Below are 12,315 nucleotides of genomic sequence, written 5' to 3'. Positions count from 1 at the left end.
TCTAATATCTTAATTTTACAAAAAGTAAGGCAACCATTTAAAAATCAAAATTATGGCAGAAGCAATGAACGGAATGCTAGGTGGCGTATCTGGTAAGGTAGGTCCTGTAATAGGAATAAAGTGGAGAGATCGCTACTACTGGCGATCTAAAGCGAGGAAAAGCACCAAACCTTTTTCAGAAAAACAACGAATACAACAAGAGAAAATGGCACTTGTATCTTCTTTTTTAGCCAAAATAAGAGGGTTTATCAATCAGTACACACCAATGAAACAAGGTGAGAGATCACTCATCAATGGGACAGAACAACAATCTTCATTTTTACTCAGACACGGTATCGGCTATGAAGGTGACAGAGGATACTTACAACTCAACCTTGTCACTGTATCTGTAGGGACACTTCCTGTAGCGCATATTCACAAAATAGAACTTACTGAAAATAAACAAATCAAACTAGAATGGGAAGACAATAGCTATAACAGTATGACTGAAGAATCTGATATACTAAGCGTTATCCTCTTTCACAATGAAGAAGAGGCATTTCAGATCTATAATACTGTAGGACAGCGAATGAATAAAACAGGGCATATCACACTGAAAGAACAATGGACTTATGGTACTGTCCATATCTGGACAATGTGGAAAAATAAAGAGGAGACACTGAATAGCACAAGTTTGTATCACGAAGAAATATCTCTAGACTAGCTAATGATAGACAGTATCGTAATCTACTTCATTCCTGCCTAAACAACCGATAGAAATGAAGTAGATACGCTATGCTATTATACCTAATAGAACATTTATGTTATCTATCAGATTCATTTCATAGTACATTAAGTAGATTAGTTAAACATATAATCTCATAGTGATAACTGGTGCAACTCTTAAAACAAAAAAAGGATTAGATAATCTACCGATTACCTCATCCTTTTTAATACTTCTAAGAGCAACAACTATTTCTTAAAGTCCTCCATAGGTACATAGATAGTGGTAGTAGTAGGAGTGTAAATACCAAAAGTAATACATCCTAATAAACCATCTACAAAGCTCATCTGAGTCTTCACAACATAGTTCGTTTTCTTATCTGCTAGTTCACTTCCTTTATACCCTTTATTTAAAGGAATTAAACCTGCTATAAGTGCATGATTCTTCTTTTTGTTTACTTCTACCACAGGCATTGTTAGATCAGTATCACCTACTGCTACTTTTGCTGTATAACAAGATGTCATAGTTATTGCAACTACACAACACATCAAAGTTAATTTAATTGTCTTCATTTTTACTATTATTATTTTTAATGATTCTAAATATACTACTACTCGAAGTATATTAAAAATAGAGAGATAGTATTATAACAATATCATAGACAGTATATATTATCAAACAAATAACTTCTAAAAAATACTAAAAAGAGAAATGTAATTTAAAAAGATATCTATTTAGAATAATAATAAATAAAGACATAAATAGTCATTTTAAGCTATTGCCTTGATGCATCAGATTACATACAGCTAATTAGATCTAAATAAAACTTTTTCACATACAAATCAGGGCAAAATATACACTGATTAACACAAGAAATAGCTCGCCTTAAAAGATTCCCCTCTTAGACTCACCTTACATATTAACCAAATACTACCAAGTAATTATCCTCTTAGAGTTTTCCATTAGCGATATAACCATACTTTAAGTAAAATCACTCATCTAGCCCTATCCTATATAATAACTATTCGTTTAGATGCCAAATACATAATCTGGGTTAAAAATGAACTAAGATTTACACTAGATTAATCATTTCCCATTTATAGTACTTATATTTGCAAGGTTATACATTGAATAAACTACTCTGTTAGGGGAATCGTGTGAAACTCACGAGCTGTCGCGCAACTGTAAGTAATTAGTACTAATTATAAGCCAGATCACCTATATAGTAGAAGTATAATATTATGGTATTGCTTTCGCGATTTGAAGCAACATAGTTATACTAATATCTTTCCCTTATGACATTTTAGAAAGAATAGTATACTAAACAACTAAAAGCCAAAATAGCTATTCCATAATTTATGAATAATAAAAAGTAATAACTAACTCAAAAAAAGAATCATTACAACAATATGGAAGGTCAATTAACAAACAGAGAGTTACGTATCCAAAAAAAAATAAAGGATTCGGAAACACACGTATTTAAAGCTGTATTCCCAGGTCAAACTAATCACCACAACACCATGTTCGGTGGAGCAGTAATGTACATCATGGATGAGATAGCATTTATGACAGCTACTCGTTTCTGTCGTAAGCCTATTGTAACAGTATCTAGTGACAAGATAGATTTTAATCATCCTATCCCTGCAGGAACATTAGTAGAGCTTATCGGAACAGTAGTACGTGTAGGAAGAACAAGTCTAGATGTGCGCGTAGATGTATTCGTAGAAAGTATGTACAGAGAAGGAAGAGAAAAAGCAATGACAGGTACATTTACTTTAGTAGCCATCAATGAGAGCAAACGCCCTGTTCCAGTATTTGACGAAGTAGAAGAATAATAAATATTTACAGTATACAAAAAATCCCTAACGAATAATCATTAGGGATTTTTTTATACACACTGTTTTATTTCTATTCTAAAAACAGCACACGCTTGACCTCTTCTAACAAGAACTGGCTCAAGCCACAACACTATTTCACAATAAAAGCTACCTTATTCAGATAGCTTTTATCGCAAAAAAAATTAAAGATTATTCAGCAATTGCTTGCTCAACTTCGTCTAACATCATTTTGATAGACTTAAGTCCTCCTCCAGATAAATACCATATTTCTGGGTTTAAGAAAATGATTTTATCATTTTTATATGCGTTTGTTTGTTTTACTAATGCATTAGCAAACTCCTCTTTACCCATAGTAGCTCTCTTAATAGCAGCACCTCTATCGATTACAAAGATGTAATCTGGGTTTAATTCTTTAATGAACTCATTAGAGATTGCTTGACCATGTGTAGCAGCTTCGATGTTTTGATCAGCTGGTTTTAATCCAAATACATCATGGATAATACCGAAACGAGATCCTTTTCCATAAGCACTTAAACGTCCTTCATTAGCAAGCACAACTAAACCTCTTTTCTCAGATTTAGCAGTAATCTCGTTAATCTTAGCGATACGCTCATCGATTACTTTTAGTTCTTTCTCTACTAACTCTTCTTTACCAAACAACTTACCTACTGTACGTTGACTAGCTTTAAAAGAGTTCATATAATCTTTGATATCAATATCAAGATTGACTGTAGGAGCTATTTTACTAAACTCATCATACATAGATGCTGTACGAGCTGCGATAATGATAAGTTCTGGTTCTGCTGCATTTATTTTCTCCATATTAGGTTCTTTAATACCACCTACATCTACTAAATTAGCATCATCTGCATATTTAGATAAGTAAGCTGGCATATTACCTTTAGGAGCTCCTTTAAATTCTATACCTAAATCCTCAAAAGTATCTATCATTCCGTAACTAAGAATAACAGCATTTTTAGGGTTTTCTTTTACTTCAGTAGTTCCTGACAAGTGCTCAACTGTCACTTTCGCTACATTCTCCTCTGTAGTCTCTGTCTTCGTTTCTTTACAAGACGCAAAGATTAAAGCTGAAGCTGCCACGCAGCTTATTAAAAATTTACTCATAACAACTCGATTAGTTAAAATTATTTAAAGTATATACATACCTTATTGTTACAGTTATCTACAATAGTCATATCTATATCGAAAACTTCTTTCATAATATCCTCTCGAATAATATCATCCGTTAATCCGAAATGGATAATCTTATGATCTTTAACTGCTGCAATATAGTCTGCATACGAAGAAGCATAATTAATGTCGTGCACTACAATAATTATGGTCTTTCCATAATCATCTGCCAAAATTCGAAGAATCTTCATAATCTCGACAGAGTGTTTCATATCTAAATTATTAAGTGGTTCGTCTAACAGAATATACTCTGTATCCTGTGCTAATACCATCGCTAAGAAAGTACGCTGACGCTGTCCTCCACTTAATTCATCAATGTATTGTTCTTGAATATCTGTTAGCCCCATAAAAGCTATACTCTCCTCTACCTTCTCATGATCGATAGCATTCATTCTACCTTGAGAATGTGGAAAGCGTCCAAACTCAACTAACTCTTTAACCGTTAACCTTACATTAGGATGATTAGCTTGCTTAAGGATAGATAATCTTTTTGCAAAATCTCTATTCTTAAAATTAACTATATCTTGATCTAATAAGTTAATAAGTCCAGAGTCTTTAGCTACTAAACGGCTTATAATTGATAACAAAGTACTCTTACCTGTACCATTCCCACCTACTAAACATGTGATTTTCCCTTTAGGAAAAGAAACTGACACATCATTTAGAATCATCTTCTCTCCATACGTCTTAGACACATTCTTTACTTCTATCATCCTTTGTTACTTTTTAATAATAAATAAATAAAATAAACTCCTCCTACAAAATTGATTATAATACTAATAGTGGTACTCATATTAAAGAGATGCTCCACTAGATACTGTCCTCCAACAACAGTAACTGCTGTAAGCAAACAACATGCTAGTACCATATAACTATGTTTACTACTCTTTACAAGTTCATAAGTTAAATTAGCTACTAATATCCCTAAGAACGTAATAGGTCCTACTAATGCTGTAGAAATGGCTACCATAACAGAAATAATAAGCAAATTAGCTTTGATCACTTTATGATAGTCTACCCCAAGACTTATAGCATTCTCCCTACCTAAACTTAGTACATCTAGCTGTCTAAAGTATCTAATTCCTATCAACATAGAAGCTATTAATAAAACAGCTGATATCGTCAATAGATTAAGGTTTATCTTATCAAACGAAGCAAACATCGCTGACTGTATAATCAAAAATTCATTAGGGTCTATAAGCATCACTATAAAAGAGGAAAAACTTCTAAAAAGCGTTCCCATTAATAGTCCCACTAATAGTAACAAGTACATACTCTTGCTCTCTCTCCTAAATACTAAATAGTACATCACTAAAGAAAAACCTAACATCAATACCACAGATATTGCAAAGTTGGTTTCAGAATTTAGAACCTGAAAAGTTCTATCTCCATAAGCAAACACTAGCAAAGACTGTAACAACAAATAGAATGAATCAAACCCCATAATAGAAGGTGTCAAGATTCTATTGGCTGATATTGTCTGAAATATAATAGAAGAGTATCCTATAGCAAACGATATTAAAATCATCGCAATAACTTTATAGCCTCTTCTAGGTAATACATAATCTAATTTGGTTCCCGTAAAGGTGAACATATATATAGCAATGAATAATAATAAAACAACTGCTAAAACTGTAATAATCTTGTTCTTAAACATGTTTAGCGCGTTTAAATATTAGTATTAAAAATATTAATCCACCAATTATACTTACTGTTAGTCCTATCGGAATCTCATAAGGTGCTATCAACATTCTGCTTATTATATCACATACCATTAAAAAGATCGCTCCTATCAATGCTGTATAACTAATCGTCTTCTTAAGATTATCTCCAAACATTAAACTCACAATATTAGGAATAATAAGTCCTAAAAAAGGAATCACACCTGCTGTCAGAACCACTACAGTAGAGGTAATAGCCACAAATATCAATCCTAGATAAGTAATCTTCTTATGGTCTAATCCTAAACTACTCGCGGTGTCTTCTCCTAGCCCTACGATAGTAAACTTATTAGCATATAAATAGCTCAGGAATACAATCGGAACACCTAAATATAGAATCTCATAATTCCCTTTGATAATAGATGAAAAGTCTCCTATTAGCCAACCTTCCATATTCTGAACCAAGTTCGTTTTATAAGCAAAGAACGTAGATATAGCATTCAGGATATTTCCAAAAACTATCCCTACTAATGGAATAAAAATGATATTTCGCATTTTTATCTTACTAGAGATCTTTAAGAAGATAACACTTGCTAATAAAGCTATTGTAAATGATAAGATCATCTTATAGACCATCCCTCCTCCTGGAAATAATATCATACTAAATAATATTCCCATCTTACAAGCGTCTAAAGTCCCCATCGTAGTCGGTGAGACAAATTTGTTAAGAGAAATCTGTTGTACAATCAATCCAGAAATACTCATACCAATACCTGCTATTAATACAGATATCATACGGGGTAATCTACTTACTAACATAACCAATATCTCATCCTGATCTAGTCGGTGTATATCAAATACAGATATATCTTTTACGCCAACAAATACAGAGATGAAAGAAACTATAATCAGTATAAGAATTAATAATATTCTTATCATTTATTCGTTTGTTTTTATTTAGAATCAAATTAAATAATCGCAAATATAAAAAAGTAAAGTGGCTAACAAAAGAAAAAAACTTATCAATTTATATAAACTCAATTAGTTAGATTATTGGTATACTAATGTATACACGGATTCTATCAAACAAACACAAGTATTAACCCCCCATTTTTTAATTAATTAAATTTTATAACGTTAAAATTAAAGTAATCACAATTCGCTCTTTTTTAAAATAAATCTCATTAAGTTCTATTTCATGCAGGATAATAGCTCATTTATTACCTAAACAGAGACTGAAACATACAGTTATAATGTGTTTAACTCATCTTTATTCTCATTCATTAATAAATCGACAAATACTCTCACGGACTTTTTGAGATAACTATCTTTTAATTGAATGATAACAGCCTCGCGTTTCATATTACTATCGATAATGGGAATAGCACAAAGCTCTCTCTCTCCATGGACAGTCGCATATGTAAGAACAGTTTGATAAGCTCCTTTTTTGACTAGGTCTATAATCATAGAAGTTTGATTAGTCTCTATAGCGATATTAGGTTGGATATTATACTTTTCGAATTCTCTATCTAAGAAGTTACGTGTACTAAATCCTTGCACAGGAAGAGCTAATCGATACTGCTCTATCTCCTTTAGTCTAATCTCTTTTAGTAGAGCTAAAGATGAGTCTTTTGCAACCATAAAGGCCATATCAGAGATTAATACTGTTTTATAGACAAAGTTCTCCTCATGAGCACCATCAAAAAAAGTTAAAGCAAAATCAATGTATTGCCTCTCTAAATATTGCATTAACTCATTAGTAGTACCAAATGTTACTTCAATCTTAACTTCTGGATATGTCTGCGTAAAGAGTGTAAGAGAAGATAATACTAAAGACTTCAGCCCCCAAGTAAGCCCTATACGCAATACGCCTGTCTTTAATCCCTCTAAATCCTCTAACATGAGTTTTCCATCTTCTGCAGCTCTTATGCTTCTCTCTGCATAAACAGAAAATAACTCTCCAGCTTCTGTCAAGGCTATACGCTTCCCTATTCTATCAAATAGTGGTTGACCTATTTCTTCCTCTAACTGCTTTATCTGTTGAGATAATGTACTCTGTGTAATAAATAAATGCTTAGAAGCTTCAGTAAAATTGAGTAATTCCTTTGCTTTTAGGAAATATCTTAGTTGTCTCAGTTCCATAAGTTGATCGTTTTTACCGATTGATATAATAGAAAAATACCGTTTTACTAATATAGAGCTTCCTCGTAACTTTACAAAAAATAAAGAATATGAATACCACCACCTATACAGAAGAAATCGTTCATATAAGAGCTGTTAAAGGAACCACTACCTATAAAAAGATTAAATGGAGTATATTTTTAGTAGGAGTTTCTGTATTCGCTCAATTATATAATTTCCAACCCATATTATCTGAAATCACACAATACTTTAAAGTAACACCGTCTGAAAGTAGCTATCTAGTATCTGCTAGTACTTTAGGTATGGCTATTGGTTTATTACTTTTTGCATTTATAGCAGATAGTTACCCTCGTAAAGACATCATGCTCTTCTCTTTAGTCACCTCTACGATGCTTACCCTCTTATCTGTATGGGCTAGTGATTTTTCTATCTTAGTTAATATTAACTTTGTAAAAGGAATATGTATATCTGGGGTATCAGCAGTGACATTAGCCTACTTAGCAGAAGAAATAGATCCTAAGTACATCGGAACAGCCATAAGTTTTTATTTGGCAGGAAATACGTTTGGAGGGATGTTTGGAAGAATTGTAGCTGCATTAGTATCTGGATGGTTAGGATGGCAAGCAGCTGTATTTACTATTGGTATACTCGCTGTAGTTATTGCCATTGCATTTTATATCTTATTTCCAGAGTCTAAATTCTTCACTCCTAAAAAGCTAAAAATAAAACACAAGTTACGACAGATGAAATCTATCTTTAGAAACTATAAGATACTAGCTATGTATCTTGTAGCTATCTGCCTAATGGGAGCCTTCGTAAGTGTTTATAACTTTTTAGGTTTTAAGCTTGAGTCAGCCCCTTATAACTTACCCCATTATCTTATCGCTATGATATTCTTAATGTACGCATTTGGTATTTTTGGTAATATGGTAGCAGGTTCTTTATCAGATAGATATTCCCCACGTAAAATTCTATTAATCGCTTTAGGATTAATGTTAATAGGTGTAATAGGTATGTATATGGACAATCTTATTATTATCCTTTTAGGATTAACCTTCTTCACTATCTCATTCTTTAGCGGGCACACCATCGCTAGTAGAGTAGTAACTACTCTAGGTAAAGATGCTAAAAGCTCTGCTACAGCTCTTTATTGGTTCTTCTATTATATAGGGTCAAGTATTATAGGAAGTTCCACAGGAGTTTTTGTAAATAAAAGCAATTGGAATTGGTTCTTCTATACGCTTATGATTATGACAATAGTGGCATTTCTAGCGACTTATCTAAGTACAAGACAAACGAAAAAAGCCACTAACTAGTGGCTTTTTGTTTATATGTTTCTTTGTATTAGAACCAACCTTTTTTGTTTACTTGGTATGTATTATAGAACTCTTCATCTGTTTTAGTTAAATAGATAATTCCTTCAATTAGTCCAATAATTCCAAGTACTCCACAAGAAACTAATCCTAAGATTAATTGGATAACACCTTCTTTAGTATAACCTAAGTAGAATTTATGGATAGCGAAAATAGGTAATAAAATTCCTAAAATACCAGCTACTACTTTCTTATTCTCTTGAGGAGTGGTAACATTTTTGTTTGTGTTAAATTCTTCCATCTTTTTTATATTATTTTTTTACAAAATTAGAATTGTTTATTCAAAAAACAAGAAAAATATAATAATGTTTTAAACAAAAACAACTACGACAAATAGCACCACTACAAAATAGCCACTTAACATAACTATTTTATAAAAACCACTAACTCTCAAAATAAATTAAAAAACACCAATACCTAAACTTCAATGCAATAAAAAAAAGCAACCTACTAGTATAGATTGCTTTTTTTGTCAATAAGGTGAACTTATCTGAAGCTATTTCTTAAAGCTCACTAATTCCATCTGTGAGATCTCTTTCACATTAATCGGACTTACAAGAGCTTCTGCTCTACTCAAATCAATGATTCTGTATCTCTTCACTTCTCCGTCGGCATCATTTTCTAGACTTATCATTTCACCTTCCAGTACCCAATTTCCTTTAGATTCTTCTAAACTGTATTTGTCAATTGCTTGGTACTTTCCACCTTTCATGATATCAATTTCAATTAGAGATTTTTGGTATCTTTCCTTATGACTTCTGCTCACCCCTTCTTGAAAGCTGAAATGAGCTACAACCCATGTTTTTTCAATATTAATACTGTTAACACTTAATGCCTTGTCAACTCTCAAGCTATTATTATCATCTGCACTGCAGCTACCTAATAATGAACTCATACCAATAATCAAAACTCCAATTAAAACTTGCGCACATCGTCTCATAATGTAAATAATTAAAAAAAATTAATAATAATCTTTTTTAATCCGTGTACACCTCCTCTCCCTCTGGAGGTATTAATACATCAACTGCCTTGTATTCCCCTTTTCGACGTTTTACAGCTATATAACATCACTGTAAATAAAATAAACACAATTAAGTTTACATAATAAAAAACAGACTAAAAAAGAACGTTTTTAAATACTAGGTAACTCCGACATTGTTACCTTATCTTTTATTTTCTGAGACAAATGTATAACGGTACTTTTCGCATCAATATGACATAAATCATAAAAAAACCATATATTAACTTCTAACTTAATGGAATAAGTCTAAATATATCTTAACATTACACTTTTTTCCTCTAATCCAAAAAGTTAATAATTACAACAAATTAAACTATATTTATTATTTTAACAATATAAATATTTATATTATTAAAATAAATCAACACTATATTAAACACATAAAATGAATTAAAAAGACTTACCTAAATTTTTTGTTACTTTATAAAAGAGAAAAAAGACAATAAATCAACATTTTTATTTATTTTTTTAACTCTTACATCTCCTCGCACTTCTATTTTTGTTTTATTTTACAAATTATTCTTATTCTTGGTGTCGCTTTTTTACCCAAGACATGTACTACTTTTATCTAAACTAGATATTAAACAAAAAGAATAGTCCAGTTTCTTAATCGTCATTAATCAATAAAGTTTAGAAATATCATCTGCATATTGTTTTTATCTATAAACTACAATAAAAAATAGATGCTGTATTCTAAAGTTCAATCCATATCTTTTTACATAAGTAAAAAGTAAGACATGATCAAAAGTATTGGTTATAAAAAAGAGATTCCAGAGCATACAAAACAACAGTCCCCACCGTCATCTGCTCTGGAATCCACAAACACAATAACTCACTCTACATCAATAAAATGTATTACATCTTACTTAAAAAAGATATAGCACTCAAGTATTTAAAAATTTCCCTAGAATAATTCTACTATTTCATATAGTTATAAGCGTATTTTTAAAAACAAAAACTATACCCAAATCACTATATTAATAATTATTTTGATTTTCGTCAACACTGTTTTTACCTAATAATGATTACCAAGTTTTCAATAAACACCTCATAGTTAATAACATAAAAAGCCTTGATCAGATTGATCAAGGCTTCCAGCATGTATTATGAATAAAACTATCTTTTATAATTCTACTTCTTTTTAGATATCATCGGTTTTAATCCTAAATTATTTAGCAACGTCTGATCTGCTGATAAACTAGGATTAGGTGTCACTAATAATGTTTCATTATCGCCAGAAAACATCGAATTTGCCCCTGCCATGAAACACATGGCTTGTTCATATTCTGACATTTCTATACGCCCTGCACTTAATCTTACCATAGTAGTAGGCATCACTATACGAGCCGTAGCAATCATCCTAACCATATCCCATGTCTCTACTTTAGGCATTTCTTCCATAGGTGTTCCTTTTACGCGTACTAATGCATTAATAGGTACAGATTCTGGATGTATTTCCATAGTAGCCAGAGTATGTAGCATAGATATTCTATCTGTGTCATTTTCTCCTAGTCCTATTATTCCTCCTGAGCATACTGTTATACCAGCTTTACGTACATTATCAATGGTATTTATACGATTAGAAAATGTACGAGTAGAGATAATCTTATCATAATGATCCTCTGAAGTATCTAAATTATGATTATAAGCGTATAACCCCGCTTCTTGTAATCTTTTAGCCTGTTCCTCTGTTAACATACCTAAGGTACAGCATACTTCTAATCCCATTTCATTTACTCCCTTCACCATATCAAGTACTTTATCAAAGTCTCTGTTATCCCTTACCTCTCTCCATGCAGCAGCCATACAGAATCGAGAAGATCCTGCTTCCTTTGCTTTTTTAGCTGTTCCTAATACAGTTTCTAAAGGTAGTAGTCGCTGTACCTTTATATCTGTATGATATCTAGCTGCCTGCCCACAGTAAGAACAATCCTCTACACACCCTCCTGTCTTAATAGACAATAAAGTACTCACTTGCACTTCATTAGGATTATGATATTTTCGATGAACCAAAGATGCTTGATGAATTAACTCTAATAAAGGAGTATTATATATTGATTGAATTTCAGCTTTAGTCCAGTTGTGTCTAATTTCCATTTTCTCTTCGTTTATTTATGATAGATGTACCAAAAATAGAAGGAATGAAAAAGGAATAGGTAGTCCACTTTTAGATTTAGACCTATTCCACTTCCAAAATATAATATAGATTACACAAGTCTCATAATATACATACCCAGTATTTAGTGATTATATTAAATATAACTAAAACAGTATTTATACAAATAAAACCAAACACCCAAACACTATTGATTAATTATTATCAAAAAAATAACACTAACCACACAATAACACCTATAAACCAATAGTTATAAAGAAAAACTAAAAA

Annotated in this window: 12 protein-coding genes; 3 read left to right on the top strand and 9 right to left on the bottom strand. The window is 31.6% G+C overall.

Annotated elements, in window-relative coordinates:
• Positions 1 to 52 precede the first annotated feature (52 nt).
• Positions 53 to 703 (top strand): DUF6266 family protein, encoded by a 651-nt coding sequence (locus AABL85_RS11805; RefSeq protein ID WP_341310232.1) that lies wholly within the window; start codon positions 53 to 55, stop codon positions 701 to 703.
• Positions 704 to 951: 248 nt separating this feature from the next.
• Here AABL85_RS11805 and AABL85_RS11800 read toward each other — a convergent pair whose 3' ends face one another.
• Positions 952 to 1,275 carry a Bor/Iss family lipoprotein gene (locus AABL85_RS11800; protein ID WP_341310231.1) on the bottom strand — a complete coding sequence of 108 codons (324 nt, stop codon included), beginning with the start codon at positions 1,273 to 1,275 and terminating at the stop codon, positions 952 to 954.
• A gap of 837 nt (positions 1,276 to 2,112) precedes the next feature.
• Here AABL85_RS11800 and AABL85_RS11795 point away from each other — a divergent pair.
• Entirely contained in the window at positions 2,113 to 2,538 is a 426-nt protein-coding gene (locus AABL85_RS11795) for an acyl-CoA thioesterase (protein ID WP_006259391.1), read from the top strand.
• Positions 2,539 to 2,730: 192 nt separating this feature from the next.
• Here AABL85_RS11795 and AABL85_RS11790 read toward each other — a convergent pair whose 3' ends face one another.
• The 5 genes from AABL85_RS11790 to AABL85_RS11770 all read right to left on the bottom strand — a co-directional run bounded on the left by AABL85_RS11790 (position 2,731) and on the right by AABL85_RS11770 (position 7,535).
• Positions 2,731 to 3,666: a siderophore ABC transporter substrate-binding protein gene (locus AABL85_RS11790; protein WP_341310230.1), complete on the bottom strand. Its 936-nt coding sequence runs from the start codon at positions 3,664 to 3,666 to the stop codon at positions 2,731 to 2,733.
• Positions 3,667 to 3,686: 20 nt separating this feature from the next.
• Positions 3,687 to 4,445: an ABC transporter ATP-binding protein gene (locus AABL85_RS11785; protein WP_006259395.1), complete on the bottom strand. Its 759-nt coding sequence runs from the start codon at positions 4,443 to 4,445 to the stop codon at positions 3,687 to 3,689.
• Positions 4,442 to 5,389, bottom strand: a complete 948-nt coding sequence (locus AABL85_RS11780; RefSeq protein ID WP_341310229.1) for an iron chelate uptake ABC transporter family permease subunit — start codon at positions 5,387 to 5,389, stop codon at positions 4,442 to 4,444. The genes AABL85_RS11785 and AABL85_RS11780 overlap by 4 nt, the downstream gene beginning before the upstream one ends.
• Entirely contained in the window at positions 5,382 to 6,332 is a 951-nt protein-coding gene (locus AABL85_RS11775; RefSeq protein ID WP_006259399.1) for an ABC transporter permease, read from the bottom strand. The genes AABL85_RS11780 and AABL85_RS11775 overlap by 8 nt, the downstream gene beginning before the upstream one ends.
• 309 nt (positions 6,333 to 6,641) lie before the next feature.
• The gene (locus AABL85_RS11770) at positions 6,642 to 7,535 is read right to left on the bottom strand and encodes a LysR substrate-binding domain-containing protein (protein ID WP_341310228.1); all 894 of its coding nucleotides are present in this window, start codon (positions 7,533 to 7,535) and stop codon (positions 6,642 to 6,644) included.
• 89 nt (positions 7,536 to 7,624) lie between these two features.
• On the opposite strand from AABL85_RS11770, the gene AABL85_RS11765 reads away from it, so the two are divergent.
• Positions 7,625 to 8,851 (top strand): MFS transporter, encoded by a 1,227-nt coding sequence (locus tag AABL85_RS11765; RefSeq protein ID WP_341310227.1) that lies wholly within the window; start codon positions 7,625 to 7,627, stop codon positions 8,849 to 8,851.
• A 28-nt stretch (positions 8,852 to 8,879) separates the two neighbouring features.
• Here AABL85_RS11765 and AABL85_RS11760 read toward each other — a convergent pair whose 3' ends face one another.
• The 3 genes from AABL85_RS11760 to bioB all read right to left on the bottom strand — a co-directional run bounded on the left by AABL85_RS11760 (position 8,880) and on the right by bioB (position 12,026).
• The gene (locus AABL85_RS11760; RefSeq protein WP_341310226.1) at positions 8,880 to 9,149 is read right to left on the bottom strand and encodes a TM2 domain-containing protein; all 270 of its coding nucleotides are present in this window, start codon (positions 9,147 to 9,149) and stop codon (positions 8,880 to 8,882) included.
• A 255-nt stretch (positions 9,150 to 9,404) separates the two neighbouring features.
• On the bottom strand, positions 9,405 to 9,848 hold the full coding sequence (locus AABL85_RS11755) for a hypothetical protein (RefSeq protein ID WP_341310225.1): 444 nt from the start codon (positions 9,846 to 9,848) through the stop codon (positions 9,405 to 9,407).
• A gap of 1,212 nt (positions 9,849 to 11,060) precedes the next feature.
• Positions 11,061 to 12,026 carry a biotin synthase BioB gene (bioB, locus tag AABL85_RS11750; RefSeq protein WP_341310224.1) on the bottom strand — a complete coding sequence of 322 codons (966 nt, stop codon included), beginning with the start codon at positions 12,024 to 12,026 and terminating at the stop codon, positions 11,061 to 11,063.
• Between the last annotated feature and the right edge of the window lie 289 nt (positions 12,027 to 12,315).

The organism is Myroides odoratimimus (assembly GCF_038039805.1).
GTDB lineage: Bacteria > Bacteroidota > Bacteroidia > Flavobacteriales > Flavobacteriaceae > Flavobacterium > Flavobacterium odoratimimum_B.
This window is presented reverse-complemented; position numbering and strand designations above follow the sequence as displayed.